General features: G+C 71.2%; 21 protein-coding genes. 10 read left to right on the plus strand and 11 right to left on the minus strand.

Features of this window, described 5'->3' with window-relative positions; all coding sequences use genetic code 11:
- Window positions 1-35: 35 nt before the first annotated feature.
- The 9 genes from ACIP64_RS28485 to ACIP64_RS28525 all read right to left on the minus strand — a co-directional run bounded on the left by ACIP64_RS28485 (window position 36) and on the right by ACIP64_RS28525 (window position 16,249).
- Window positions 36-974, minus strand: coding sequence for a carbohydrate ABC transporter permease (locus tag ACIP64_RS28485; protein ID WP_401592148.1), 939 nt, complete (start codon window positions 972-974; stop codon window positions 36-38).
- A gap of 2 nt (window positions 975-976) precedes the next feature.
- The gene (locus tag ACIP64_RS28490) at window positions 977-1,897 is read right to left on the minus strand and encodes a carbohydrate ABC transporter permease (protein WP_401592150.1); all 921 of its coding nucleotides are present in this window, start codon (window positions 1,895-1,897) and stop codon (window positions 977-979) included.
- A 528-nt stretch (window positions 1,898-2,425) separates the two neighbouring features.
- Entirely contained in the window at window positions 2,426-3,070 is a 645-nt protein-coding gene (locus ACIP64_RS28495) for a transglycosylase SLT domain-containing protein (RefSeq protein ID WP_401592152.1), read from the minus strand.
- Window positions 3,071-3,392: 322 nt separating this feature from the next.
- Window positions 3,393-4,841, minus strand: coding sequence for a hypothetical protein (locus tag ACIP64_RS28500; protein WP_401592154.1), 1,449 nt, complete (start codon window positions 4,839-4,841; stop codon window positions 3,393-3,395).
- A gap of 213 nt (window positions 4,842-5,054) precedes the next feature.
- On the minus strand, window positions 5,055-5,663 hold the full coding sequence (locus tag ACIP64_RS28505; protein WP_401592156.1) for a hypothetical protein: 609 nt from the start codon (window positions 5,661-5,663) through the stop codon (window positions 5,055-5,057).
- Window positions 5,664-5,695: 32 nt separating this feature from the next.
- A complete protein-coding gene (locus ACIP64_RS28510) occupies window positions 5,696-9,361 on the minus strand; it encodes a S8 family peptidase (RefSeq protein WP_401592158.1) in 3,666 nt (1,221 codons plus the stop codon).
- A gap of 116 nt (window positions 9,362-9,477) precedes the next feature.
- Complete coding sequence (locus ACIP64_RS28515) at window positions 9,478-9,648, minus strand: hypothetical protein (protein ID WP_401592160.1); 171 nt, start codon at window positions 9,646-9,648, stop codon at window positions 9,478-9,480.
- A 109-nt stretch (window positions 9,649-9,757) separates the two neighbouring features.
- Window positions 9,758-12,685, minus strand: coding sequence for a helix-turn-helix transcriptional regulator (locus tag ACIP64_RS28520; protein ID WP_401592162.1), 2,928 nt, complete (start codon window positions 12,683-12,685; stop codon window positions 9,758-9,760).
- A 258-nt stretch (window positions 12,686-12,943) separates the two neighbouring features.
- Window positions 12,944-16,249: a GH92 family glycosyl hydrolase gene (locus ACIP64_RS28525; RefSeq protein ID WP_401592164.1), complete on the minus strand. Its 3,306-nt coding sequence runs from the start codon at window positions 16,247-16,249 to the stop codon at window positions 12,944-12,946.
- Window positions 16,250-16,558: 309 nt separating this feature from the next.
- Here ACIP64_RS28525 and ACIP64_RS28530 point away from each other — a divergent pair, with 309 nt between their 5' ends.
- Window positions 16,559-17,251 carry a hypothetical protein gene (locus ACIP64_RS28530; protein WP_401592166.1) on the plus strand — a complete coding sequence of 231 codons (693 nt, stop codon included), beginning with the start codon at window positions 16,559-16,561 and terminating at the stop codon, window positions 17,249-17,251.
- Here the strand turns inward: ACIP64_RS28530 and ACIP64_RS28535 are convergent, their stop codons facing one another.
- On the minus strand, window positions 17,252-18,490 hold the full coding sequence (locus ACIP64_RS28535) for a YbfB/YjiJ family MFS transporter (RefSeq protein ID WP_401592168.1): 1,239 nt from the start codon (window positions 18,488-18,490) through the stop codon (window positions 17,252-17,254).
- A 143-nt stretch (window positions 18,491-18,633) separates the two neighbouring features.
- Here ACIP64_RS28535 and ACIP64_RS28540 point away from each other — a divergent pair, with 143 nt between their 5' ends.
- Both ACIP64_RS28540 and ACIP64_RS28545 read left to right on the plus strand, forming a co-directional pair.
- Complete coding sequence (locus tag ACIP64_RS28540) at window positions 18,634-19,233, plus strand: TetR/AcrR family transcriptional regulator (RefSeq protein ID WP_401592170.1); 600 nt, start codon at window positions 18,634-18,636, stop codon at window positions 19,231-19,233.
- Between the two features lie 52 nt (window positions 19,234-19,285).
- Window positions 19,286-19,996, plus strand: a complete 711-nt coding sequence (locus tag ACIP64_RS28545) for a class I SAM-dependent DNA methyltransferase (RefSeq protein ID WP_401592172.1) — start codon at window positions 19,286-19,288, stop codon at window positions 19,994-19,996.
- A 12-nt stretch (window positions 19,997-20,008) separates the two neighbouring features.
- Here the strand turns inward: ACIP64_RS28545 and ACIP64_RS28550 are convergent, their stop codons facing one another.
- Window positions 20,009-20,224, minus strand: a complete 216-nt coding sequence (locus ACIP64_RS28550; protein WP_401592306.1) for a response regulator transcription factor — start codon at window positions 20,222-20,224, stop codon at window positions 20,009-20,011.
- A 38-nt stretch (window positions 20,225-20,262) separates the two neighbouring features.
- On the opposite strand from ACIP64_RS28550, the gene ACIP64_RS28555 reads away from it, so the two are divergent.
- From ACIP64_RS28555 to ACIP64_RS28585, 7 genes are all read left to right on the plus strand, one after another.
- Window positions 20,263-20,895 carry a hypothetical protein gene (locus ACIP64_RS28555; protein WP_401592174.1) on the plus strand — a complete coding sequence of 211 codons (633 nt, stop codon included), beginning with the start codon at window positions 20,263-20,265 and terminating at the stop codon, window positions 20,893-20,895.
- Window positions 20,896-21,607: 712 nt separating this feature from the next.
- Window positions 21,608-22,384 carry an HpcH/HpaI aldolase/citrate lyase family protein gene (locus ACIP64_RS28560; protein WP_401592176.1) on the plus strand — a complete coding sequence of 259 codons (777 nt, stop codon included), beginning with the start codon at window positions 21,608-21,610 and terminating at the stop codon, window positions 22,382-22,384.
- Window positions 22,381-23,112 carry a CoA transferase subunit A gene (locus ACIP64_RS28565; RefSeq protein ID WP_401592178.1) on the plus strand — a complete coding sequence of 244 codons (732 nt, stop codon included), beginning with the start codon at window positions 22,381-22,383 and terminating at the stop codon, window positions 23,110-23,112. Before ACIP64_RS28560 ends, ACIP64_RS28565 begins: the two co-directional genes overlap by 4 nt.
- The gene (locus ACIP64_RS28570; protein WP_401592180.1) at window positions 23,109-23,768 is read left to right on the plus strand and encodes a 3-oxoacid CoA-transferase subunit B; all 660 of its coding nucleotides are present in this window, start codon (window positions 23,109-23,111) and stop codon (window positions 23,766-23,768) included. The genes ACIP64_RS28565 and ACIP64_RS28570 overlap by 4 nt, the downstream gene beginning before the upstream one ends.
- Window positions 23,765-24,919: a thiolase domain-containing protein gene (locus ACIP64_RS28575; RefSeq protein WP_401592182.1), complete on the plus strand. Its 1,155-nt coding sequence runs from the start codon at window positions 23,765-23,767 to the stop codon at window positions 24,917-24,919. The genes ACIP64_RS28570 and ACIP64_RS28575 overlap by 4 nt, the downstream gene beginning before the upstream one ends.
- Complete coding sequence (locus tag ACIP64_RS28580) at window positions 24,916-25,308, plus strand: Zn-ribbon domain-containing OB-fold protein (RefSeq protein WP_401592184.1); 393 nt, start codon at window positions 24,916-24,918, stop codon at window positions 25,306-25,308. The genes ACIP64_RS28575 and ACIP64_RS28580 overlap by 4 nt, the downstream gene beginning before the upstream one ends.
- Entirely contained in the window at window positions 25,305-26,216 is a 912-nt protein-coding gene (locus ACIP64_RS28585) for a hypothetical protein (RefSeq protein ID WP_401592186.1), read from the plus strand. Before ACIP64_RS28580 ends, ACIP64_RS28585 begins: the two co-directional genes overlap by 4 nt.
- The last annotated feature ends 38 nt before the right edge of the window (window positions 26,217-26,254 follow it).

Here is a 26,254-nt window from a genome sequence, read left to right on the forward strand (position 1 = left end):
GCAGGGGGGACACGGCGCCCGCCGGGCGCCGGTGATCATTCCTTGACGCTGCCGGCGCTGAGGCCGGTCTGCCAGAAACGCTGGAGGAAGAGGAAGGCCGCGATCAGCGGGACGATGGTCAGCAGCGACCCGGTGATCACGAGATTGAAGACGGGCTGCCCGCCGGCCGTGGCGGCCTGGGCGTTCCAGGCATTGAGCCCCAGCGTGAGGGGGTACCAGTCGGGATCCTTGATCATGATCAGCGGCAGGAAGTAGTTGTTCCAGGTCGCGACCACGGTGAAGAGCAGGACGGTGACGATGCCCGGCCCCAGCAGCGGCAGGCTGATCCGGAAGAAGGTGCGGATCTCGCCCGAACCGTCCACCCGCGCCGCTTCCAGCAGCTCGTCCGGGATCGCCTCGGAGGCGAAGACCCACATCAGGTAGAGGCCGAAGGGCGAGATGAGCGAGGGGACGATGACCGCCCACGGCGTGTTCGTCAGGCCCATCTTGCTGAACATCAGGAACGTCGGCACGGCCAGCGCCGCACCCGGCACGGCGACCGCGCCGATCACGACCGCGAACACCGACCGCTTGCCGGGGAAGTTGAACTTCGCCAGGCCGTAGCCGCCCAGCACGGCGAGGAAGGTCGCGCCGCCCGCGCCCACCACCACGTACAGCAGGGTGTTCAGCAGCCACCGTACGAAGATGTGGTCGTTGTAGGTGAGTGTCTGCTGGATGTTGTCCCACAGGGCGAAGTCGCCGCTGAACCACAGCCCGAAGGAGTCGAGCAGGTTCTTCTGCGTCTTGGTGGCGCTGATCAGCAGCCACGCCAGCGGGATCAGGGCGTACACCGCGACGAGCGCGGTCAGTACGGTGAGCAGGATGTTGCGCCTGGGCCGGTCGGAGGAGCGGCGCCGGCTCGCGGACCGCCCGGACAGGACGGAGCCGGAGCGCTGCCGCTTGGGCGCGAGGGTGCTGGTGCTGGACTGGGCCATCGTCACGCCTCCTTCCGCATGCCGCGCAGCTGCACGACGTAGGCGACGATCATCGTGACCACTCCCATGACGATCGCGACCGTCGCGGCGTAGTTGTGCTGCTGGCCGGAGAAGGACAGCGAGTAGGTGTAGAGGTTCGGCGTGAAGTACGTCGTGATGGCGTTGGGCGCCAGCGGCTTGAGGATGCTCGGCTCGTTGAACAGCTGGAAGCTGCCGATGACCGAGAAGATCGTCGCGATCACCAGCGCCCCGCGGATCGCCGGGATCTTGATGGACCTGACGATCCGCAGCTGGCTGGCGCCGTCGATCTCGGCCGCCTCGTAGAGGGAGTGCGGGATCACATGCAGCGCCGAGTAGAAGATCAGCATGTTGTAGCCGACGAACTCCCAGGTCACGATGTTGCCGATGCTCGCGAGCACGAGGCTCGGGGAGAGCGGGTTCGGCAGCGAGGTCCCGAAGGCGTCGTTGAGGTTGGCGACCAGGCCGAAGCGGTCGCCGTACATGAAGCCCCACATCAAGGTCGCCACGACGGCCGGGACGGCGTACGGCAGGAAGATCGTGATGCGGAAGAAGTTCCGGCCGTGGAGCCGTCCGCTGTCCAGCGCGAGGGCGATGAACAGGGCGATGCCCAGCATGATCGGCACCTGGACGGCGAGGAACAGCGCGACGCGGCCGAGTCCGGACCAGAACTGGCTGTCCTGGAAGGCCTGGGTGTAGTTGTCCAGGCCGACGAACGAGGTGCCGCCGATGAGCTGGTCGCGGAAGAGGCTCAGGTAGATCGAGTAGCCGATCGGCGCCAGGAAGACCAGCGCGAAGAAGATCATGAATGGCGCCACGAAGCCCCATCCCAACCAGCGCCGGCCCCTGCGTCCGGGCGGTGGTGCCGCCCTGCCGGTACTGGACGGCGGCGATATGGCTGCCATGATCCCATCCCTCACGTCGTCGTGCGGGGCCCCGTCGATGGGACGGAGCCCCGGATGGTTGCGTAAACATCGGCGACCGTCCGATCGCACGTTTGCGCAAACATTTTGGATGACGTGATGTTGGCACCGCTGTTCGGGAAGCGTCAAGGGGCGTTCAGGGTTTCTTCGCCGGCGGGCGGTGCGGATGGTGTCGGCGCAGGCCGGCGCGCCCCGGCCGCGCGGGTGCCGGCGGCGGGGAGGGGGCGTGTGCGTCTTTCCGGCGGCGGACGGGCGCCGGGTGCCACGGAGCCCGGGGGAACGGCCGTTCGGCGGGTGGCCGCCGTTCGGGGGATCCTCGCCTCGGGCGGGGTCGGGTGCCGCCCGGCGGGTCGCCCGTCGGGGTGGCGCGGATCACACCTTCGCCGGTGGGATCCGGCCCGTCCGCCAGGGCAACGACCCCGCCGCAGCGTGGCCGTTATGGTGAGTTATGTCCGGAATGTCGAAATGATCCGCCGCTCATGCGGCGGCAGGACCCCTCGGCGCGCCCGCTCAGTACCAGTGGTTGGTCTGCCAGAAGGACCAGGCGCCGCAGGGGCTGCCGTAGCGGCTGTCCATGTAGTTGAGGCCCCACTTGATCTGGGTGCGCGGGTTGGTGCGCCAGTCCGCGCCCGCCGAGGCCATCTTGGAGCCGGGCAGGGCCTGCACCAGCCCGTACGCGCCGGAGGAGGCATTGGTCGCGGTGAAGTTCCAGCCGCTCTCGCGGCTGACGATGTTGGAGAAGCACTGGAACTGGGCGGAGTCACCGATGATCGCCCGGGCCATGTCCTGGACCACGCCGGTCGACGACGCGGCATTCGCCATCAGCTCGTCGGCCTTGCGCTTCTCCTCGGCCTGCCGCTCGGCCTCCTTGCGGGCGGTGGCGTCCCGGGCGGCCTGCTTGCGGGCGGACTCCTCGGCGGTCTTCCGCGCGGTGGCGTCGGCGGCGTCCGTCTGCGCCAGGACCTGCTGCGTCAGCGACGCCTGCTGAACCTGCTGACCGGCGGGAATGTCCGGGAGGACGGTGATCGCGTCGGTGGCGGCGACGGGCTGCAGGCCCGGCTGCTCGCTGCCGGAGGCGACACCGACGACAGCGCCCACGGTGGTGACCGCAGTGGCCGAAGCCACCGCGAATCCCCGGACCGAGATCCGGCTCACACGGTTTCCTTCCCGCGTCGCCCGCTCGGTGACCTCACGGACGTGAACGTGCCCCTTGGTGCCGACCTGATCGTGCACCGGTCCTGGAAACCACGGAACAGCACGTCAATTCCGGGCTCCCGTAAGCCTGGTGAGCACGGACAAGCCATGGGCAGGGCCTTACAGAACCGACAGCCTGCCCTAGTCGAACACGCCGGCGCAACGTATTGGCACCTTTCCGCATCACGCTGTTCGACCGGAAGCCGTGTCGAGCGGGTCGAGCTGGGATCCGGGGGCCCGGCGGCCCGGGAGGCAGCGCTCCTGCCTCCCGGCCCGCGGGCCGTCACTCGGCGGCGGCGCCGGCGGTGATGGGGGCGGTGTTGTCGCTCAGGTCCGGGTCGAAGTCCCTGACCGGCGGCTCGTAGTGGCTGTTGACGATGGACACGGAGCCGGGGGCGTTGGCCGGGGCCAGGCTGTCGATGCGCACGGTGAAGGTGAAGTCGCTGCGGTGGTGCTCCCAGAGGAAGATCGGCGTACGGCAATGGAAGGAGCGTCCGCCGCCCTGGCAGTTGGCGGGAGCCGTGAGGGCGGTGGTGCCCTCCGGGAGGGTCACGTCGACCAGCGCGGCCGGTTCCCCGGCGAGGAGCGAGGCCACCCAGGCGGGCCCGTCGTTCTCGACTGCGACGGTGGTGGTGACGGTGTCACCGGGCTGTCCGGTCACCTCGGCGCCGACCGCCTTGAGGTCGGCGGTGTTGGCGGCCTGGATGGTCGTGACGCGGTAGTTGTCGCCCGGATCGAGGTCCGGATCCAGGTCCGCGCCACCGGTCGCGCGGCGCGCCGCCTCGGGCTCCAGGGTGAGCCGGTCGCCGGAACCGGGGACGAAGTCCTTCCCGGTCAGCGCCTGTTGGTATGCCTCGTCGGTGTACGGCTGCGCCGAGTAGTCGAATCGCTCGTACAGGGCGGCCGTTCGGGTGTGCACCGCCGCGGCCCCCGACAGGTCGTAGGTCCGGCCCGGCCGGGCGGGCTCGTCCACGACGCACACCACGCTGGTGCCGGTGGGGTTGGCGGTGTCGTCGTCGGCGGCGTAGGCGCAGTTGGCGTACCGGTTGGTGAAGTCCAGGCCGTGCGAGGCGAAGAACGTCAGCAGGGTGCGGTCGACGGTCTGGTTGCCCAGGTTGCCCAGCCGCAGCTGCTGGGGGATGTCCGTGTCCGGGGCGACGCCTTTGAGGCGGGGCAACTGGTTCAGCGACAGGTCCGGGCCGCTGCCGATGGTGACGGTCACGTCCATCGGTTCCGCGTCCAGTGGGCCGAAGTCAGTGTCGGCGCTTGCGGAGATGTGCACGAGGCCGGAGGCACCCGCGGCGGCGCCGGTCCGGGCGTGCAGGTCGAGGGAGGCGACCGTGGTGGAGGGGCCGGCGCCGATGGCTCCGAAGTCGCAGCTGGCGGTGAGCTCCGCCGTGCCGTCCGGGACGCAAGCGGCGGGCCAGGTCACCGCGGCGACGTCCGCGAGCCCGGAGGCGTCGACGGTGAGCCGGCCGCCGGTCACGTTGTTGTCGGCGTTGCCGTGGCCGACGCCCAGCGTGAGCGTTCTTGGTATCGCGGTGCCGGATTCGGCGTCCGCGGCGGGGAGTTGCAGGTCCCACGGCGCGGCGATGGTGAGGTAGTCGGTCGGTTCGGTGGCGTCGGCGTGGGCCGGGACGGCAGTGGCGGCGAGTACGACACCGCTCACGGCCGCCAGGGCGAGCCATCCGCGGCGGCGTGACGTGCGGAACGGGTTGCGCGGTTCCCGCATGGAGTGAACTTCTTTCCTCCCGGTGCGTGCGTGCGTGCCCGTCCGGGTGAGTCCGGATGGGTCGCAAGTCGCCCGGGACGTAGGGCGATTGGATCAACCGGAAGGCTATGCGGCGGCGCTGACAGAGCCCCTTGTGCGGGCTTCGGGCGGTGCCGCCCGGGACGGCCGGGGCGGGACGGCGGACCCGCCCCGGCCTTGTGTCTGTCCGGCCTCTCAGCGCAGCGTGTACGCCGAGGGGAGGGTCTGCCGGACGGTGTTGCCCTGGCTGTCGGTCGCGCTGATCCTCAGTCCGACGCCGTGGGCGGCCTGGTCCCGCCGGGGGTTCCTGACCGTCGTGGTGAAGGTGTTCTTCCCGGTGGCGCGGGTGGTCGCCGGGCGCCAGGTCCTGCCCCCGTCGAAGGTGGTCTCCGCCTTCAGGGAGGTCACCTTGGGGAGAGCGGTGAGGCGTTCCTGGTAATAGCCGACGACGGTGATGTCGTGGCTCTCCCCGGCCTTGACGGTGTTGTCCAGCGCCAGACCGAAGTCGTAGCGCAGGAAGATCAGCGGCTCCGGACGGCACGCCGCCGTGTCGCCGCCGACCACCTCGCCCATGCACGGGCTCAGCTGCGGGGCGTCGTCCTTGGCGGGTTCGGCGGAGGTGTACTGCCACACCGTGCTGACGTCGTCGGTCTTCGCCTCGAACGTGTACCGGGCCGACTTCGCCGGCAGGTCGTACGAGACGAGGTCACCGCCGTCGCAGCCGGTCAGCGCCAGCATCACCGCGGCTGCGAGCACCATGAGGGCCCCTCTGCGGCGTCGTGCCGACGGCACCGTGTTCTTCATCGCGTTGGTCTCCTTCGCGGTCTCTCGTGCCGTCACTGGGTCAGGTAGTCGACGTCGGGGAGCGGCTGCGTGTGCCGCGCGATCTCGTCACCGGACGCGTTCCGCAGCATGAAGTCGCAGGTGAAGTCGAGGTTCGGCAACGTGGTCGACGGGGTCGGCCCGCACGCGGGGACCTCGGTGAAGTCGTGCGTGATCAGCTCGTCGTCGACGATGCCCATCAGCGCCTGGCGGCCGCCGCCGCTGCCCGTCACGAAGACACTCGGGTAGAACGTGTCGCCCTGCCGGCACCCCGAGCACGGTCCGGCCGAGACGGTGAAGCCGGACGGGGTCCGCGCCTGCGACGCGGCTCCGGGCACGGAGGGTCCCGCGTTCCAGTGGATCGCGTTCCTGCCGGTCAGGACCAGGTCGTTCACCTCGGTCCGGTTGTGCGTCATGAAGGAGTCCGCCCCGTCCTCGGCCCAGGAGGCGGTGAACCGGCTGATCGCGTCGGGCTGCCGTGCGACGAAAACGGTCATGGCCTTCTGCGTGGCAGGGTGCGGCAGGGACACCTGCGACGTGACGGGCGTGGCCCGCAGGTGCTGCATCCAGCTCAGCTGGTGGACCCAACCGGGCCGTGCCCCGTGGAAGGACAGGTCGACCCGGTCCAGATCGCCCTTGCGGACCCGGTAGGCGCCCGTCCCGATCTGCCCCTCGTCGTGGTACCTGGCGACGTACGCCGTCGGCACGGCACTGCCGCCGAGAGTGATCCGGACGTGCGACCGGTCGGCCTTGATGCGCTTGATCAGGCCTTCGGCCTGCGCGTAGGGCACGGTCACGACGGGCAGCGCGGTGTACGCCTGGAGCGCCGGGCAGCTCTGCGGCCCGAACCCGCACTGGTCGAGCGTGCCGGGGCTTCCCAGCGAGGTCAGGTCCGGTGCCGCGACCAGCACACCGACGGCGCCCGCTGCCGCGGCGGCGGCCACCCGCTCGTCCCGCAGCCTGGCGAAGTCGCACGTGCCCTGGCAGATGTCGGCCGGGGTCAGGAGGACGAGCTTGCCCCGGGCGCCGGCGTCCGCGAGCTCGGCGGCGGTCCCGTTGCCCGCGTAGACCACCGGCAGGTGACCTTCGACCGGCAGCCGGGGAACCGGGATCGCGGCTTCGCGGAAGCCCGGGTCGCCGTCGTCGTTCAGCCACATCTGCGTCTCGCTCACCGTGGCGTCCGGCGTCGCGTAGCGGGCGGACAGGCCCGTGGGGGCGCCGCCGCCGGAGGCGCGCAGAGTGACGGCGGGGGTCACCCGCGAGCTGTAGAAGTCATGGGTGAAGGTGCCCATGCTCACCTTGCCGGTGGTGGGCAGCACCCACCAGTGGGGTTCGACGGCCTTGTAGTCGGCCGAGAACACCGTGCCCGTCGTCCACGCCCCGGTCGCCGAGACCCGGTTGACGGCGTCGGAGGCCGAGTAGGTCTCGGTGGACTCCGGGTACTGCACGCTCAGCGGCTTGGCCTTGCGCAGGTCGAACGTGACGGTGGTGGCCTTGGAGAGGCCCACCTCCGGGGCGATCGGCTGGGCCTGCTGCCACTCGCCGGACGCGTCCCGCCAGCTGACCGGCATCTGCACCGCCCAGGTGCCGCGGAAGAGCTGCTCGGTCATCGTGTCCCGGTCGATGTCGAGCACCGGGCCCGTGTGCAGGTGGACCTGGTCGTCGACCGGCCGGAAGGTGGCGGTGCCGTAGCTGACGTCGGTCGCGCCCGCCGGGGGGACGACGTTCAGGGTCAGCGGGAACTTCTCGGCTTCGAGGAAGGTGTGGATGCCCGAACTCAGCTTCACCGAGCCCGAGTCGTCGCGGGCGGTCAGCAGCCCGTTGTAGCCGCCGAAGGGCCCGTTGTCGCCGAGCACCCTGCCGTCGACGGTCACCGACACCTCGGCGGAGCCGCCGGCGGGCACGACGACCGTGTCCGTGCTCAGGGTGAACAGGCCCGCCTTGGTGGGCTTGCCGTCGGCGAACGAGACGGGCATCGCCAGGTGCAACGTGGTGTCGTCGTCACCGCGGTTGGTGTACGTGATCGTCTTTGTCACCGGCGCGTGCGGGAAGGCCAGGCGGCCGAAGTTCAGGGTCCCCTTCGGGACGATCCGCGGATTGGTCGCGGTCGCCAGGTCCACCCGGCCCCGGCCCTGGGCGTACATGTCGTGCCCGAGGTCGGTGGCGGTGTCCATCAGCAGCGCCTTGATCTGCTGCCCCGTCAGTTCCGGGTGCTGCTCGGCGACGATGGCCGCGGCGCCCGCCACGTGCGGGGTCGCCATCGAGGTGCCGTCGGCCGCGGTGTAGTACTGGTCCACCGGCGTGCCCATGGACGTGCCCGCGGCGCGTGCCGCGACGATGCCGACGCCCGGGGCCGCGATGTCGGGCTTGGCCGCGCCGTCCCCGATCCGCGGACCGCGGTTGGAGAAACTGGCCATCTCGTCGTTCTTGTCGACGGCCGCCACGGTCAGGGCGTCGTCGGCGGAGCCCGGGGAGACGACCTTCTGCGGGACGAAGCCGGAGTTGCCGGCCGCGACCACGAACAGGGTGCCGGTGGAGCGGCTGAGCTCGTTGAGCGCCTGGCTCATCGGGTCGGTGCCGTCGGTGGGGTCGCCGCCCAGACTCATGTTGACGACCTTGGCACCCGAGTGGGCGGCCCAGTCCATCGCCGCGATGATGCCGTCGTCGGGGCACTGGCCGCTGTCGTCGCAGACCTTGCCGACCAGCAGCTTGGCGCCGGGTGCGACGCCCTTGCGCAGCCCCTTGGAGGCGGCCCCGCTGCCCAGCACCGTGGACGCCACATGGGTGCCGTGCCCGTGGCCGTCCTTGGCCCCGGTGGGGCTGCCCGTGAAGTCGACCTGGCCGACGATGCTGCCGGCGACGTCCGGGTGGGTGGCGTCGATACCGGTGTCGAGCACCGCCACCGTCACGCCGGTGCCGTCGTAGCCGCGCTCCCAGGCGACGGGCGCGCCGATCTGCGGCACCGACTGCTCGAGGTCGACATGGGCCATGCCGTTGAGCCAGACCTTCTTGACCCCGGCCAGGGAACCGGCGGACCGGGCGGCGGCGGACGTGGCGTCCGTCTTGCCCCGCACCTGCTGCCACCAGCGGCCGTCCTCGGCGACGTTCATCGAACGGCCGTTGATGCTCGGCAGGGCCCTGCCGCCGGAGGCGCCGGCCACCTTGCGCGTCATGTCGGCCTTGGCGGTGCCGGTGTAGGTGACGAGCACCGGCACCGTGCCGCCCTTGCCCGCCGCGGTCAGTGCCACGAGCTGGCTCAGGTCGAACAGCCCCCAGTCCAGCAGCCCCTTGCCGATCAGCGCGAGGGCGTCGTCCGGAACGACGTACGTCCTGCCCTGGCGGGTGATGGTGTGGAACACCACCGGGGGAGCGTCGGGCCGCGCCGCGCTCTCGATGTCGCGGACGACCGGCTTGCCGGAGTCGTCGACACCGACGTGCAGCTTGTCACCGGTGATCAGCGTCACCGGCACGGCACCGCCGGACGCGGCGACGACCCGCGCCAGGTCGGTGTCGGCAATCGCCGTGGGGCTGTTCGTCCGTACGGCACCGGGTCGCGGCGTCTGCCGCGCCGGCTCGGCGGCGTGGGTCGCCGTGGTCGACACGACCATCCCGAGGACCGTCAGACCGACGGTCACCGTGCCCAGGCGTCTGCCGAGACGCTTCCTTGTGCTTCGCCTCATCTATGGGTCTCCTGTGGGATGAAGGAGGGGACATACCGGGGGACATGCGGCGCGACGGCACGCGGGACTCCGCACCGCGGGCGAGCCCGGTGCGGCGGCGGCCCTGGGACCTCGCGCTAGAGCGGTTCGTACTCGTCGGCGCCGCCGGCGCCGTTGGTGCCCCGGGCGGCCGGAGTGCCTGACGGGCCGTCCGGTGTCGCTGACGGCGCCGGTTCGTCCTCGGCACGGAGCGCCGGCTCGAACGGGGTGTCCGCCGGCTCCGTCGCCGGCGGTTCTGCGGTTGACATGAGCACGAGTGTGCAACCGGGCCCGGACCGGCCTCGATTGGTCAGATGCGGGATTTAACTCGTCGTTCGCGCGCGCGTCTTTTTTTCGTCCGGGACGGCGGCGCCGAATTCACTCGTCGGGCAGGGTGTGCTTCTGCTCGCCGACGAGTCCCAACTCCGCCACTTTGAGCGCGAGTCCGGTCCGCGACGTCGCCCGCAGCTTGCGCATCGCCGACTTCACCTGGCTGGCCACCGTCTGCGTGGACACCACCAGCCGGTCGGCAATCTGGCGGTTCGTCAGGCCGTCGAGCAGCAGGCGGGCGACCTCCAGCTCGCGCGGGGAGAGCTGGTCGCCGTAACCGGGCCGTCCCCGGCCGCGCGCCTCCCGGGTACCGGCGCCCTGTTCGTTCAGCGAACGTGCCACCCGGTCGGCGTCGTTGCGGGCGCCGAGTCCGGACAGCGCCCGGCGGACGTCCGACAGCACCGGCAGCGCGGCGTCGTGACGGCCCGCGGCGAGCAGGCAGCGGGCGTGGTGTTCCCGGGCGAGCAGGGCGTCGTACGGCCGCGGCAGCGCCTGCCAGGCATCGGCCGCCCGGGCGAACAGTGCCGCCGCGTCGTCCGGCCGGCCGTCCGCCTCGGCCAGCATCGCCCGGCACAGCACCAGGGACGCCTGCGGCGCCGGGGCGTCCTTGCCGCCCAGGGCCCGCTCGAAAGCGCCCACCAGGTCGGCGGCGTCGCCCGGCCGGCCCGCGGCGACCAGTGCCGCGACCCGTACCGGCGCGAACTCGGCGGCCCTGGTCCAGATCCCGCTGCCGACGGCGACCTCCGCCACCTCGTCGGTCAGCCGCAGCGCCTCGCCCGCGTCGCCGTCGCGCAGATACAGCCCCGCCAGCGCTGTCGTCGCCTCGATCCGCTGCTGGTCGTCGCGGCCGGCGAAGCGCAGCCGCTCCTCGGCCGCCGCGCGGTCCCCGGCGGCGATCTGCATGAGGCCCGCCACGAGGGAGGCCTCGCACCGGTCCTTCAACCGCACGCCATCGTCGTCGTCGACCAGCCGGGCCGCCCTGTCGGCGAGTCCTTCCCAGGCCCCGGTGAACCAGTCGAGGTGGGCCCGGGACGAGGCGATGCTGGCGAGGTACTCCAGGAACTCGTGGCGCTCGGCGATCGCGGAGGCCACGGCCAGCCGCGAGCGGGCCTCGTCGTACCGCCCCCACCGCATCGCCTCCTCCCCGACGTTGGTGTGGCCCACCGCGACCATCGCCGCCTCGCGGGAGTTGGCGACGTCGTCCGGAATGCGCCGTGCCTCGTCCCAGCCGCTCTCCTCACCGAGCATGAGCAGCGCGAAGGCACGCTCCACCGACAGGCGCATGCGCTCGTGCGGCGCGATCGACACCGTCATCGCGGGTGCCTCGTGCAGCCAGCGCAGATGCTCCGACACCGGCCGTGCGTTGCCGAGGGGGAGCGCGAGGAGAATACGGGCCCGCGCCGCCTCCAGCGAGTCCGGCGGCAGTTGCGGCACGGCTTTCAGGATCTCGTTCCGGCCCGCCTCGATCTCGCCCGCCACCATCAGCACCCGGCCGATCTGGAAGCGGACCAGGGACTCCTGTCCCGCGGTCAGGGCCTGGGTCCCCAGCGCGGACCGCAGCGAGTCGATGATCCTGGAATGGGGGTCGGAGCCCGGCAGCGACTGGAACTGGATCTTCGCCACGAGGCCCACCAACTGCTCCACCGGCAGAGTCACGCTCGTGACCAGGCTGTGCAGCAGCCGCGTCGAAGTGGCCACGTCACCCGACTGCGTGGACAGGTCGGCCGCCCGCTCCGTGTAGCGGCACGCCGACTCGACGTCGCCCGCCAGCCGGAAGTGCCGGGCCAACTGCGCCACCGGCGGCAGCGGCCAGCGCTCCATCGCGCGGCCGGCCCGCAGATGCATGGCACGCCGCTCCTCGGCCGGGATGGCCTCGTACACCGCGTCGCACGCCAGGGCATGGTGGAACGACCACTGCCCGGGCCCGGCCTCGCGCAGCAGACCGCATCCCATGGCGTCGGCCGCCAGTGCGCCGAACCGGTCCTCGGGCAGGCCCGTCACCGCCCGCACGGTCGCGTGGTCGGCCGGACCGGAGAGCACCGACACCGCGTAGAGCACCGTCCAGGTGTCGGGCCTCAGCCGCCCCACGCGCTCCAGCATGGCGTCGCGAATGGTCGGCGGCACGTCGATGCGGTCCAGCCGGCGCCGCGCCCAGCCGCCGTCCTGGCGGACCAGGTCGGCCCGGTCGTGCATCAGCCGCACCGACTCCTCCACGGCCAGCGGCACACCCTCCGTCCGCGCGTGCAGGAAGGCCGCGAACTCGGCCGACACGTGCTCACCGGCCAGCATCGACGAGACGACCGCGGCGGTGTCGTCGATCCCCAGCGGCGCCAGCACCATCCTGACCAGGTGCGCGTCGGCGGGCAGCCGGGAGGACAGCCGCAACAGCAGCGAATCGGGCGGGACATCGTCCCGCCGGTACGTCACCACCACGCTCACCGGCTGCGGGCGGCGCGACACCAGGAAGAGCAGGAACTCCAGCGTCGCCTCGTCCGCCCAGTGCACGTCCTCCACGACGAGCAGGGCCACGTCGAGCCGGCCGAGCACCTCGACGAACGCGCGGAACAACCGGTGCCGGGCCGCGGTCGCGTCCTCCAGCGGCTCCGGCGCGGGAGGCAGTTCGTCGGCCCACTCGGGGAACAACGGGCGCAGCGCGCCGCCCAGGCCGCTGAGGCGCAGCCCGGCCGCGCTTCCGACCCCGTCGCGCACCGCGTCCACAACCGCGCCGAGTGTGTACGGTACGCGCAACTCAGGGCAGGCACCGACCAGGGCCCGGCGTCCTCGTTGGGCCTCGGACGCCAGTAACTCCCTCAGCAGGCGGGTCTTTCCGATCCCCGCCTCACCGTCGATCAGCACCACGGCGGGGGGTTGACCGAGCGCCGCACCGAGCGCGCCGACCTCGCGATCGCGCCCGACGAACCGCGGCACGGAAAGCGTCGGGAGCCGACCGGCGTCGGTGGTGGGCCGTCTCTCCAACGCCTGCCCCTTCGGTCGGTCGCCCTGCGTGAGCTCGACTTTAGCCGTGAACGATCACGAGGCAAGGGGTTCGGGCCAGATGTTTGACCCGGCAAGCGATCGCTTCCCCGAACCCTGCCGGTGTGTTGATGCGCGGCACGAGGGGCATCGCGATGCCTCGGCGGTGCGGGCAGCGCCCTGAGGCGCAGCCGAGCCGGATACAGACCGGGGCGGGGTGGGCACGGCCGCGGCCGTCCCCACCCCGCCCCCGTCGCGGGATCAGGCCGTGGCCACCGCGAACACGTGGATGACGCCGCCGTCGGTCGCGCCCGGCAGGGTCACGCTCGCCAGCCGCTTGCCCGCCTGCAAGGCGATCGGAGCCGTGGCGAAGACGTCCGTACCCACCCGGTCCACCCCGCCGCCCGACACGTCGCGGTACGGGGTGTGGAGCGCCACGACGTTGCCGAAGGACGGCTGCTGGGTGCCGCCGCCCAGCGTCCAGTCACTGAACCCGATCGAGGCCTCCTGCGTCGTGCCGTCGGTGTACGTGAGCGTCACCGTGCCCGTCGTCGTGCCGTTGATGGCACTGCCCAGCAGGCTCAGCTTCGTCGCGTCCGGGGAGCCGGCCGACAGGTCGAGGACCTGCGGCGCGCCACCGCCCACCACCTCGATGTTGTCCGGGTCGCCCGGGTTCACCGCGGGCCACGTGAAGTCGAAGCCACCCGCGGAGACCGTGCCACCGGGCTTCGCGCCGGCATCCGCGAGCGCCTTCGCCGAGTAACTCCAGCCCTGGCCGTCGAAGTTGGCCTGCGGGTTGGTGTCATCGGCCGAGATACCGGTGTTGTTGAGGTTCCACATGACACTGTCCCGCGCGGCGACGGTCACCGCGAGCGACGTGCTGGGCACGGCCGCGCCGGACGCCGAGGTCAGGGTCACCGGCACCGTGTAGAAGCCGGGCCGGGTGTCGGTCGCGGCCGTGACGGTGAACTTCTCACTGGCCGAACCCCCTGCGGGCACCTTGAGGTTGCCCTCCGACGGCGTGACCGTGATTCCCTTCGGCGGTGTCGCCTTCCAGTGCACGGTGGCGGCCGCGTCCTCGATCGTCTGCACCTTGACCTGGGAAGCGGTCCCCGTGGTTCCCGGCTCGACCTTCACCTGGCCGGGCGCGGTCCCGGTGAAGAACGGCACCCCGCCCTCGCGGAAGGACGGCGGGGCGTCGGCCGGGGCACTGCCCCAGGACGTGTCCGGCGTGCTGCCCAGCGTGAAGTCCAGGGTGCCGCCGTGCGTGACGAAGGAGGCGGGCACCCACGGCTTGTCGGACTTCTTGCCATCGGTCCGCAGACCCCGTATGTACCGGTTCTCCGCCGAGGCACCCGGTGCGTTGACCGTGATCTTCTTGCCGTGTCCGGTGCGGATCACCGCGCGCGGGAACAGCGGCGCGGAGAGCACCAGGTCGGCCCGGCTGGGGACCTGCGGGTACATGCCGAGCGCGGAGAAGACGTACCAGGACGACATCGTGCCCGCGTCGTCGTTACCGGGAATGCCGCCGGGCTGGTCGGTCCACAGCTGGTCCAGCGACGCGCGCACGGTCTCCTGGGTCTTCCAGGGCGCCCCCAAGTAGTCGTACAGGTAGGGAGCGTTGATGTCGGGCTCGTTGGTGGGGTCGAAGCGCGTGGGGTCCTGCGCCGAGAAGTCGAAAGCGCCGGCCGGGGTACGGAAGAACGCGTCCAGCCGCTTCACCGCGGCGTCGTTGCCGCCCATCGCGCGGGCGAGGCCCGCCACGTCCGAGTAGACCATCCAGGTGTACCGGGCGCTGGTGCCCTCGACGAAGCCGCTCTCGGTGCTCGGCGAGAACGAACCGCCGACCCAGGTCCCGTCCGCCTTCCTGTCCCGCATGTAGCCGCCCTGCGGGGTCGCGTTCGCGTCGAACACGTACCTCCAGGCGCCCGAACGCTCCAGGAACTTCTTCTGGTTCGCGCGGTCACCGACGGCGCCGGCCAGTTCCGACAGCCCGTGGTCGGCCGCCGCGTCCTCCAGCGTCTCGGCCGCGCCGCCCCAGCAGTGGCAGCCGTCCGCCGGCACGTAACCGAGCTTCAGGTACTTGTCGAGCGCCGGGCGCTGCCCGACACACTCCACGTTGCAGCCCGCGCTGTCCGAGTCGTTCGCCGTCGGCACGGTCGCCGCGGTGATCAGGGAGCGCAGCGCGCCCTTGACGTCGAAGTCGCGTCCTCCGAAGGCGTGGATCCCGGCGAGCGCGGCGGCCGACGGATCGCCGGACATCACACTGGTCTTGCCGTTCTCCAGCAGCCAGCGGTCCCACTCGCCGTCGCGCTGGCCCGCGTAGTTGAAGAGGGACTGGGCGTAGTCGCTGCCCGCCCGCGGGTTGAGCAGCGTCATCAACTGCACCTGCGCGCGGTACTGGTCCCAGCCCGAGAAGGTGCCGTACTGCGCCTTCTGGCCCTTCGCCAGCTTGTGCGGCTTCAGGTCCGCGCCGAGGTAGCGCCCGTCGACGTCGCTGGTCAGCGTCGGTTCCAGCATCGAGTGGTACAACGCGGTGTAGAAGGTGGTGCGCTGGGCGTCGGAGCCGCCGCTCACCTTCACCTTGTCCAGCTCGTGCCGCCAGGCCGACTCCGCCTGCGACCGTACCTTGTCGAACGTCTTGCGGGGCGGGTTCTCGGCCTTGAGGTTGGCCTCGGCGTTGGCCGCGCTGACGTACGAGATCGCCACCTTCGCCTGGACCTGCGTCGTGCCCTGAGCGAACGTCACATACGCGCCCGAGCCCTTGCCCGCCGCCGGGATGCCGTTCGTACCGTAACCGGTGCCACCGGAGGCCGAGGTCGATCCCGGGTTCAGCGTGGTGTCGGTCCAGGTGCCGACCTTCGCGAACGGCTGGTCGAAGTGCGCGGTGAAGTAAAGGGTGTAGAGGTCGTGGCGGTTGTTCGCGTTCATCGGGCCGCAGAAGTTGCCGGCGGTGACCGAGCCGGTCACGGTCCGCGCCGCCTCGTCCACCCGCACGGTCGCGTCGCCGCTGCCCGTCTCGGAGTTGGACGTACGGAACAGCATGCTCGCGGGCTTGTCGGCGGGGAAGCCGAAGCGCCCCGAGCCGGTGCGGGGGGTCGTGGTCAGCTCCGCGGACGCGCCGCTGGCCAGCCCCACCTTGTAGTAGCCCGCCTCCGCGGTCTCGTCCTCGTGGGAGAACGAGCTGGCGTACTTGGCGTCGGTGGAGTCGGCCGAGGGGGAGGAGTCGACGTCGCCGACGTACGGCATCACGGGGATGTCGCCGTTGGCCCCGTAACAGCCGACGCCGTTGAGGTGGGTGAGGCTGAAACCGCGGATCTTCTTCGCGTTGTACTCGTACCCGCCGGGGGCGGGGGTCGAGATCTGGCCCCGGGTGTTCTGCGGACTCCAGGCGAGCATGCCGAAGGGCTGCACGGCGCCGGGGTAGGTGTTGCCCGCGTTGGTCGAGCCGATCAGCGGGTCGACGTACGCCGCGGTGTCCCGCACCTCGCCCCGGTCCGAGGCGGCCGGCGCGGCCGTCGCGGGGACGGCGGCGGCCAGGGAGAGGACGGTTCCGAGTGCCGCCATGAGCGCGACGGCCGCGCCACCGGGCGTCCGGCGCCGTAGGGAGCGCGGTGTCGGCCGGAGCCGCCCCGCGCCAGAACGAACTGATGGTGTGTCTGACATCGTTGTCTACCCTTCAATTCAGTTCGGACAACGCCTCGTTAGACAACGTTGTCAGGGTGCGGACAGATGCTCCTCCGGTTGATCGCCAGGTGTCAAGGGTGCGCGTGTGGCGAGATGTACCCGGCGCCGCACGTGCCGGCGCAGCCGAACGCGGCATGCGACAGGGTGCGTTGAGCCGCTGTTGTCAGACGCGTGGGCTTGAATGGCGCGGTGTCCGTCAGCGAACTCATCCGTCAACTGCCCGCGATCCCGGTCGTCCGCGACTGCTCCCGGGCCATGGCCGTCCTCGATGCCGTCATGAGCCCGGAGTGGGACTTCAGGTTCTACTCGTTCGATGCCCGGTGGTCGCCGACCGAGGAGATGGCCTCCATGCGTGACGGGTGCGGCAATGAGTACGCGATCGTCTTCTCCTCCATGGGGGCGTACGCCCGCGGCTTCGACCACGAGTCGCCCATGAGCCCGCACAAGGTCACGCCGCCGGTCCCGTGGCCGGGGCTGTTCGACGGGTTGCCGAAGGTGTTCGCCCACAACGTCTCGGAACCGGCGTTCACCGGGCACGACGGGACACCCCGCGTGACCGTGTGCTTCTGGCGTGAACAGGCGGACGCCCGGTGGACGGCCGGGACCGTCGAGGCCCTGCCCGGCGGTGTGGAGCACGACGGCGGTGCGGAGTGGTTGTTCGACGTCCTGGCGGACGGCCGCCCCGATGCCTATCAGCAGTTTGCCGAGGACTACTACGAGGTCGCGGTGGACATCGAGGCCGTCCGCCACGTCTATGCGTTGCGGCCCCTCACCCAGGGCGTCGTATCGGCGCTCAATCCGGAGGTGGGCCTTGCCGATCTTGCCGAGGACCTGAGGCGAATCGGGTATCCGGGTCCGGAAGCCGGCTGCGGGGCCGCGTGATCATTCGCTGAGCGCGCCCGCCGGGGCGGCGGCCGGGCGCCGGTCGGTGGCGGGGCGGAAAAGACGCGTGGCGAGGTGCGTCAGGAGCGCGAGCGCGAGGGCCGCGGCGCCGATGAGGAAGAGCACGTGGTGGTTCTGGCCCGTGAGGTCGAAGACGTACGAGTAGAGGTACGCCGACACCGCCAGGGAGAGGGCGCCGGCGATGGTGGCTCTGCCCCAGGCGGCCGATTGGGCCTCGGTGTTGGCGGGGACCAGTTCGTGGACGCGGCCGAGGACGACGGGTACGACCCCGGGCGGGAGGGTGCCGATGACGGCGCTGAGCACCGCGATCTCGGGGAGGGCGTGAGCGAAGGCGAGCGCGGTGAGCGCCGCCGCCTGCACGACGGTGATGAGCAGCAGGGCCCTGGCGAATCCGAGGCGGTCGCCGAGCAGCCCGTAGAGCGTGGGGCCGAGCAGTGCGCCGAGCCCGTAGACGATCCATATCAGGGAGCCGCCGCCGGAACCCCTGCCGAGGCCGCGGCTGACGAAGTCGGCCAGGAAGGACATGGCGGGGACGATGCCCATGGAGATCAGGGCGTATTCCACGAGCAGCAGCGCGAGTCGTGGCGAGCGGGCCGGCCGCTCCGCCCGCGGCGGGGGTGCGGACGGCGCGGCCGGCGAGGGCGCCGCGGGCGCGGGCCAGCCGTTCCAGCTCAGGGCGGTGAGCAGCGCGCACAGCGCGGCCAGGCCGATCCATGTGCTGCTCAGGCCCGCGGTCAGCAGGAGCGGCACCAGCGTTCCCGAGGCGGCGATGCCGATGCCGAGGCCGGCGAAGATCGCGCCGCTCGCCAGCCCGCGGCGCCGGCCGTGCAGGTGGGGCAGCACGGCGCCCGCGACCCGCACCATGATCACGCCGCCGGCCACCCCTGAGACCAGGCGCCAGGCGAAGAACCAGCCCACGGAGACCGGGACGCTGCACGCGAGGAGGCCCACTGTGGCGAGCGCCATCATCCAGCGCAGCGCCCGACGGTCGCCGAGCCGCCGGGCGACGCGGCGGGCGGCGAGTGCGCCCAGCAGGTAGCCGGCGAGGTTGGCCGAGCCGAGGTAGGCGACGGCCGACGGCGAGAACCAGTGGGCGTTGACGATCTCCGGCAGCAGGGGCGTGTAGGCGAAACGGGCCAGGCCGATGCCGACGAAGCTCGCGCTCGCGCCCGCCGCGATGGCGCGCCAGGGGGCGGGTCCGGGAGGTGTGGTGCTCATGTGCATGTGTCCGCTTTCCGGCTGGGCGCGGCGGTCCGGGGCATGGCTCGGCCCGTCTGCCCGAGCTATCTTTGACAGGCTCGTCATGTTTGACAGAGTTGCAAACTTTGACGATGGCGTCAAAAATGAATTACGGTGGCGGCATGGCTGGACGGCGGCAGTTCGATGAGCAGCACACCCTTGGCCGGATCCTGGACGTCTTCTGGCACCAGGGCTACGGCGCGACCTCCATGCAGGACCTGGCGAACGCCACCGGTGTGCAGCGCGGTTCGCTCTACAACGCGTACCAGGACAAGGAATCACTGTTCCTGCGCGTCTTCGCGGACTACGCGGACGCCTTCTTCGCCGAGGCCCGCACCGCCTTGGACCAGCCGGACGCGCGGCGGGCGCTGGAGGACTTCTTCGACTTCACCATCGCGTCGATGACGCGCGGCACCCCCGCCCGCGGCTGCCTGTCCACCAAGACCGCGACCGACACCCAGGCCGACGCGGAGCCCATCCGCGCGGCGATCCGGGGCCTGCTCGACCGCCTGGAGGACGTCATGACCGAGCGGCTGTCCCGGCCGGACGCGGCCGGCCGGCTCGCGGTCCCGCCCGCGGAAGCGTCCCGCGTCCTGATCACCATGACCCGCGGCACCGTCGTGATGGAACGCGTCTACCAGGACCCCGAGCGGCTCCGGGCCACCGCCCGCTCCATGGTCGCCATGCTCTTCGCCGGGGGCAGGGAACCCGCGACCGTCTGACGTCGCGTCAAGCAGTCGCGGGTCCCGGGCCCAACGGCTCTACCCTGGAGCGGTGTTCTCACCCGAAGGGCCCTCGCTGCGCGAGCTGGCCGTGCAGGCCCTGTCCTCCGTCGAGCACGGTTACGACCTGCTCGCCCCGAGGTTCGACCACACGCCGTTCCGCACCCCGGACCGCATCCTCGACGCGACCGCCAAGGCCCTGCGCCCGTACGGTCCTTTCGGGGACGGTCTGGACGTGTGCTGCGGCACGGGAGCGGGCCTGCGCGTCCTCCGGCCGCTGTGCCGGGGCCGGGTCGCGGGAGTGGACTTCAGCGCCGGCATGCTCGCCGAGGCGCGCCGTGCCCACCCGGACGGGGAATGGATCCGTGCCGACGCGCGGAACCCGCACTTCGCCGCGGAGTTCGACCTGGCCGTCAGCTTCGGCGCCTTCGGGCACTTCCTGGCCAAGGAGCGCCCCGGCCTCTTCGCGGGGGTGCACCGCGCCCTGCGGCCCGGAGGGCTCTTCGCGTTCCCGGTCTTCGCCCCTCCGCGCATCGCCTCGCGGGGCTACTGGGTGCCCGCCGGTTTCGACGCGGCGATGCGGATACGGAACGCGATATGGCGGCCGCGCTTCGTCATGTACTACCGCACGTTCCCGCTCCGGGCGGTGCGCGCGGAGCTGACCGCGGCGGGCTTCACCGTCCGCACCGCCGTGCTGCCCGACTTCGGCCGCCGCCCGGACGGCGCCCCCAACTCCCGCCTGGTCCTGGCCCGCAGGTCGTGACGGCGGCGCGCCTCAGTGGTGCGGTTCCCGCGGGCGCACCACGCCCGCCTCGTAGGCGAGGACTACGGCCTGCACGCGGTCCCGTACGCGCAGCTTGGCGAAGATGCGGTTGACGTGCGTCTTCACAGTCGCCTCGCCGAGGAAGAGCTCGCCGGCGATCTCCGGGTTGAACAGGCCGCGGGCCATGAGCCGCAGCACCTCGGACTCCCGGGCGGTCAGGTCGGCCAGGCCCGGGACGTCGACCGGCGGCTTCCTGCGCCGGCGTCGTGTACGGCGCGGCGAACGCCCTGTACTGGGTGACGTTCCCCGACGAGGTGAAGGAGGCCGCCGAGAACGTCACCGCCGCCGCCTCCAACCTCGCGGCGTGGCGCGCCGAGACCGTCCTGTTCGCCCTCGCCCACCTGCTGCTCCTGCCCGCGCTGGCCGGCCTGATCGTGGCGGTCGGCCGGCGCAAGCGTCTTGTCGCCACCATAGGAGGCGCCTTCGCCGTCCCGGCCCTCTACTTCTCCACCGTCCACCTGTGGCAGTACAACGCCTTCTACGGCCCGCTCGCCGCGGACGGCGTGTCCCTGGACACGGTGCGGCCCGTCGCCCACGCCCTGGAGAGCGATCCGTTCGTGGCGGCGTCCTTCGCGATCTGGATCCTCGGCTTCATGATCGGCGTCCTCGTCCTCGCCTACGGCGCCTGGCGGGCCCGCCTGGTGCCGCTGTGGGTGCCGCTCGCCCTGACCGGCGGCCAGGTCCTCGACTTCGTCACCAGCGACGTGGCGCCCAAGATCGTGGTGAGCCTGCTCATGGCCGCCGGCCTGATCGGCCTGGCCCTGGGGACCGGCCTGCGCGGCGCACGGCCCGGAGCCCCGGAGACGCCGGCGGAGACGCCTGCGGCCGTGGCGGCCTGACAGGGCATCAGAACAAGAGGGCGTGCGGAGATGTCCCCCCGGAGAGTTCCGGGGGGACATCTCCGCACGGGGTCGTCCGGGACGGCGCTTGATCGGGAGTGGCTCTGAAAGGACTCCTGCACGCGGCCCAAGGGTGCGGGGCATCGGGTGGTGCGGGGGAGTGGTTGTCGGCGGTGTCGGGCCGAGGGCGGCATGGGCGCCGAAGCTTGTGCGAACGCCGCGGAGGCGCTGCTGGCTTGCCCGCGTCGGTCTCGGCCTGCCGCACCCAATTGCGCAGCGCGGTCTCGCCCAGGGCGGCGATCACGGGTCCGTCCAAGCGGATCAAGCCCGCGGTGACCTGCGCCGATATTTCCGCACCGAGATCGATGGCATGGGTGGTGCGCCGTTCGTGGCCCGCTGCCGTCGGCCACTACCGGGCTTCCTGCTCCGGGTTCGTCATGTCCGCTGGGCGCCCGCGCCTGCGTGTCCCGTTGCGGGCGGCGTTGCCGAACCGGGGCGACCAGGGCTTACGACGTGGATACGGGAAGCCGACCGGGCGCTGGTGGCGGGTCATTGACCGGCGCAAGGCGCTGGATCGTCGGCAACTGGCAACCAATTGGATCCCGTTCCACCCCCTTGCCCGGTCGGGCGATCGATGTAATGCTGCGTATCGCGAACAGCCTGTTCGCATAATGAACCGCTCTGGTGCTGTCCATCAACGGAGATCGTGATCATGTTCCAGCAGCTGTTGAAGTCGGCCGGGCCGCCCGTGGTCGGCACGTTCGTGAAGATTCCCTCTTTGGAGATCGCCGAGATCATCGCGGCGGCGGGCTTCGAATTCGTCGTGATCGACACCGAGCACGCCCTGCTCTCGGTGCGCGACGTGTACTCCCTGGTCGTGCTCTACTCCCGGATGAACGTCGCGCCGCTGGTAAGGATCACTGACCACGGCTACGGCGATGCACAGCGATACCTCGACGCGGGAGCTGCCGGGATTCTCGTGCCGCATGTCTCCAACGCCGCGCAGGCCGAGTCGACCATGAAGCAGTTCCTGTTCCCTCCGGCCGGCACGCGCGGGATGGGACTGGCCGCGCGGGCGGGGTTGTGGGGCAGCATCAGCGGCGGGTCGGCCGAGTACGTTCGCGCCGGCCAGGAGGACATCGCGCGCATCGCGATGATCGAGGAGCGGGAGTCGGTCGAGGACATCGAGGCGATCCTCGCCGTGCCTGGTGTGGATGCCGTGTTCATCGGGCCCGGGGACCTCTCGCTCAGCCTGGGGGTGCCTGGCGGCTCACCGGACGTCCACGAGGCCGTGACGACATCGATCCGGGCCGCGGTCCGTGCCGGTGTCCCGGTCGGCACGGTGGTTCAGGGCGGGGAGCAGATCCACCTGCGCGCCGAGCAGGGCTGCCGGTTCATCCTGGTCGGCAACGACACTGGGATGATCTCCGAAGCGGCCCGGCGGACGCTGTCGCAGGCTCGCGAGGCCCTGCCGGCGGCCGTCCGATGATCGACAAGATCCGGCCGGGTGCCGCGGACTCCCTGGCCGGAGTCCGTAGCGGAATGTCCATCGCCATCGGCGGGTTCGGCCAGACCGGGGTGCCGGTCGACCTGATCGACGGGCTGTGCGACAGCGACGTGCGCGAGTTGCACATCATCGCCAACAACGGCGGCCGTGGCCTGCCGGGCGAGCGCGGGATCGGCAGGCTGCTGAAGGAGAACCGGGTCCGCAGGTTCTCCTGCTCCTTCCCCGTCAACCCCGACTTCTTCCAGCGGTACTTCGCGGGCGACGTCGAGATCGAACTCGTGCCGCAGGGCACGTTGGCCGAACGGCTGCGCGCCGGAGGTTCGGGCCTCGGCGGGTTCTACACCCCGACCGCTGCCGGGACGATGCTCGCCAACGGAGGATTCGTGGTCCGTTACGGCGACGGCGGCGTGGCTCACGAGACCATGGCGGAGAAGGAAGTCCGCGTGATCGACGGCCGCCCGTATGTGTTCGAGTCGCCGTTGCGACCGGATTTCGCCTTGGTGAAAGCACATCGGGCCGACCGGTACGGCAACCTCCGGTTCCGGCTCGGCGCCCGCAACTTCAACCCGCTGGCCGCGATGGCCGCCCGCACCACGATCGTGCAGGCCGACCGCGTCGAACGCGCCGGATCCCTTCCGCCCGATGACATCCACTTGCCGGGTCCGTTCGTGGACCACGTCGTGGAAACCGCAGGGGAGCCGGTCCGATGACCAGCGCACAGCTGAGCTTGACCAGGGCGCAGATGGCCCGCCGGGTGGCGGACGACCTCGTGGACGGCTGGTGCGTGAACGTGGGCATCGGTGTGCCGCTGCTCCTGCCGGAACAGGCAACACCCGGCAAGGAGATCGTCTACCACTGTGAGCACGGCCTGCTGGGCGTCGGCCCGGCCCCGCTGGGTGAGCCGGACCCGGATGTCACCGACGCGGGCAAGAACCCTGTCACCCTGCTCGAGGGCGCCGCCTCCATCGACTCGTCGCTCTCCTTCGCCCTTGCCAGGGGCGGCCGACTGGACCTGTGCGTGCTGGGCGCGCTCCAGGTCGGTGAGGCCGGGGACCTGGCGAACTGGCTTGTCCCCGGCGGCAATCCCGGGGTGGGCGGTGCGATGGATCTGGTTGCGGGCGCCCGCCGCGTCTGGGTGATGATGACCCACGTCGACAAGCAGGGAAACCCCAAGCTGCTCAAGCGCTGCAGCTTCCCTCTCACGGGCCCCGGTGTGGTGGATCGCGTCTACACCGACCTGGCCGTGTTCGAGTTCGTCGATGGCGTGCTGACGTTGCGCGAGTGCGCTCCCGGCGTCACCCCGGATCACGTCGCCGCGCTGACCGAGGCGGCCTACACCGTCGATCTGCGAGGAGAATCCCCATGACCAGGCAGGTGTCCGCGCGCATCGCCGGTGCCTTCGAGCATCCCTTGCGCAAGATTCCCGACCGCACCGTGCCCCAGGTGACGGCTGAGGTCGCCTACGGCGCGCTCGCCGACGCCGGGCTCGGCCCGGCGGATGTCGACGGGTTCTTCTGCTCGGAAGTACCCGGGCTCGGCTCGATCGCGATGGCCGACTACCTCGGCCTGACCGATCTGTCCTATGTGGACGTCACGGAAGGCGGCGGGGCGTCCTATCCCATGCACGTGGGACATGCTGCTGCCGCCGTGGCGGCCGGCAAGTGCCGTGTGGCGCTGGTCGCGATGGCCGGGCTTCCGCTGAACGGAGGAGGAACCACCGGCGGTGCCCGCGGCCCCGAGCACCCGTACGAGGCCGGCTACGGCGTCACGGTGCCCGCGGGATACGCCCTGGCGGCACGGCGGCACATGCACGAATACGGCACCACCTCCGAACAGCTCGCGGAGATCAAGGTCGCGGCAGCGCACCACGCGCAGTACAACCCCAACGCGCTGTTGCGCAACCCGGTCACGATCGAGGATGTCGTCAACTCGCCGATGATCTCGGACCCGTTGCACCGGCTGGACAGCTGCGTCACCACCGACGGCGGCGGGGCACTGGTCATCGTGTCGGAGGAGATCGCCCGCACGCTCCCGCGGCGCACGGTCAAGGTGCTGGGGCACGGGGAGACGGTGAAGCACAGTGCCACCGGCCGGATCGACCTCACCCGCACGGGCGCCGCGGTCTCCGGGCCACGCGCGTTCGCCGAGGCAGGACTGACGCCACAAGACGTCGACTACGTGTCGATCTACGACTCTTTCACCATCACCGTGCTGATGAGCCTGGAGGACCTCGGCTTCTGCGAGAAGGGCAAGGGCGGGGCCTTCGTCACCGGCGGCACCCTGCGCGCAGACGGCCGGCTGCCGTTCAACACCGACGGCGGCGGCCTGTGCAACAACCACCCCGATTCCCGCGGCGGCATGATCCGCACCATCGAGGCCGTCCGCCAGTTGCGCGGTGAGGCGGCGCCGGAGGTTCAAGTCCCGGACTGCAGGATCGGGCTGGTCCAGGGCCACGGCGGCAACCTCGGCTTCCGTACCGCCGCCGCCACCCTGCTACTCGGAGCGGAGGACGCATGATCCCGCACGACCAGGTCCTCACCCGCCTGGAGGAACGTCTGGCCGACGATCGGCTGGAACTTCCCCGCTGCACCGACTGCGGCACTCTGGTCTGGTACCCGCGTCCCCGCTGCCCGCACTGCATGTCGGACAGCCTCATCTGGGAGGCGCTTTCCGGTAACGGCACCGTCCACTCCTACACCGTCAATCACCGCGGTCAGGGCGAGTACGCGGGGAGAGCCCCCTTCGTCATCGCCTACGTCGAACTGGCGGAAGGCCCTCGCGTCCTGTCGCACGTGGACGCCGAGCCGGACTCGTTGCGCGTCGGCATGCCCGTGCGGCTGAGCCGTGGGCTGGACCTGGAAGGACGCCTGCACCTGCGTTTCGAACGTGCCGAGGAGAACTCGTGACCTACACCAAGGACGACCTTCGCGCCGCGCTGTCCGCGAAGACACCCAAGCAGTCGGGCGACGCCATTGCCGCGCCGCAGTTCCTCGACTTCTCCATCACCGCGCCCAGCGCCGTCACCGGGGCGGGCAGTCGGCAGTGGATCGTCCGGGGGCAGAATTTCGTGCTGATCCACACTCAGCCGGAGTCCGGCGACACCATCTTCTCGGCCGAGCTGGCATCCGAACAGGTCGTGCTGCTGATCGACGGGAACAGCGCCATCCGCGGAACCGGATCCGGCGAGCAGCACACGGTCACCGGCCCCGCGCTGGTCGTCGTCCCGCCCGGCTCCAGCGAGATCGTCAGCACAGGCGCCGGCCCGATCGTGCAACTCATCCAGTCCGACGAGGCGGAGTGGGCGAAACGGGCGGCCAACGCCGATCGGTACGCCGAGCCGCACCCACGAGTCGCACCGCTGGAGCCATGGCCGGAGCCGGTCGGGGGCTACCGCTGGCGGACCTACCTCATGGCCGACGTTCCGGAGGACCCCAAGCGTTTCGGCCGGCTCTTCCGGACCCGCGCTTTCATGGTCGGGTTCTTCAAGCCGGGCAACGGTCCCCGTGATCCGCACCGGCTCTCGCCGCACACGCACGACGACTTCGAACAATGCAGCCTGGTCGTCGCGGGTACCTACGTCCACCACATCCAGACGCCGTGGGGCCCCGACGCCACCTCCTGGCGGCCGGAGGACCATGCCCGCGTCGGCAGCCCCTCTGTGGCCATCATTCCGCCGCCCACGGTGCACACCTCGCAGGCCATCGGATCGGGTGTGAACCACCTGATCGACATCTTCTCGGGCCCACGCCACGACTTCTCCGCCCAGCCCGGCTGGGTACTCAACGCCGACGAGTACCCGGCCCCGGGCAACTGACCCACTCCGCCATACGCCGTGCCTTCAGCGCCGAAGGG

The organism is Streptomyces sp. NPDC088733 (assembly GCF_044751185.1).
Taxonomy (GTDB): Bacteria; Actinomycetota; Actinomycetes; order Streptomycetales; family Streptomycetaceae; genus Actinacidiphila.

Bases quoted from the DNA above. Each gene is read 5' to 3' on its own strand.
- ACIP64_RS28510 (WP_401592158.1), bottom strand. From the start codon at position 9,361: ATGAGGCGAAGCACAAGGAAGCGTCTCGGCAGACGCCTGGGCACGGTG.
- ACIP64_RS28580 (WP_401592184.1), top strand. From the start codon at position 24,916: ATGATCCCGCACGACCAGGTCCTCACCCGCCTGGAGGAACGTCTGGCC.
- ACIP64_RS28535 (WP_401592168.1), bottom strand. From the start codon at position 18,490: ATGAGCACCACACCTCCCGGACCCGCCCCCTGGCGCGCCATCGCGGCG.
- ACIP64_RS28500 (WP_401592154.1), bottom strand. From the start codon at position 4,841: ATGCGGGAACCGCGCAACCCGTTCCGCACGTCACGCCGCCGCGGATGG.
- ACIP64_RS28570 (WP_401592180.1), top strand. From the start codon at position 23,109: ATGACCAGCGCACAGCTGAGCTTGACCAGGGCGCAGATGGCCCGCCGG.
- ACIP64_RS28490 (WP_401592150.1), bottom strand. From the start codon at position 1,897: ATGGCAGCCATATCGCCGCCGTCCAGTACCGGCAGGGCGGCACCACCG.
- ACIP64_RS28505 (WP_401592156.1), bottom strand. From the start codon at position 5,663: ATGAAGAACACGGTGCCGTCGGCACGACGCCGCAGAGGGGCCCTCATG.
- ACIP64_RS28560 (WP_401592176.1), top strand. From the start codon at position 21,608: ATGTTCCAGCAGCTGTTGAAGTCGGCCGGGCCGCCCGTGGTCGGCACG.
- ACIP64_RS28575 (WP_401592182.1), top strand. From the start codon at position 23,765: ATGACCAGGCAGGTGTCCGCGCGCATCGCCGGTGCCTTCGAGCATCCC.
- ACIP64_RS28565 (WP_401592178.1), top strand. From the start codon at position 22,381: ATGATCGACAAGATCCGGCCGGGTGCCGCGGACTCCCTGGCCGGAGTC.
- ACIP64_RS28525 (WP_401592164.1), bottom strand. From the start codon at position 16,249: ATGGCGGCACTCGGAACCGTCCTCTCCCTGGCCGCCGCCGTCCCCGCG.
- ACIP64_RS28485 (WP_401592148.1), bottom strand. From the start codon at position 974: ATGGCCCAGTCCAGCACCAGCACCCTCGCGCCCAAGCGGCAGCGCTCC.
- ACIP64_RS28515 (WP_401592160.1), bottom strand. From the start codon at position 9,648: ATGTCAACCGCAGAACCGCCGGCGACGGAGCCGGCGGACACCCCGTTC.
- ACIP64_RS28540 (WP_401592170.1), top strand. From the start codon at position 18,634: ATGGCTGGACGGCGGCAGTTCGATGAGCAGCACACCCTTGGCCGGATC.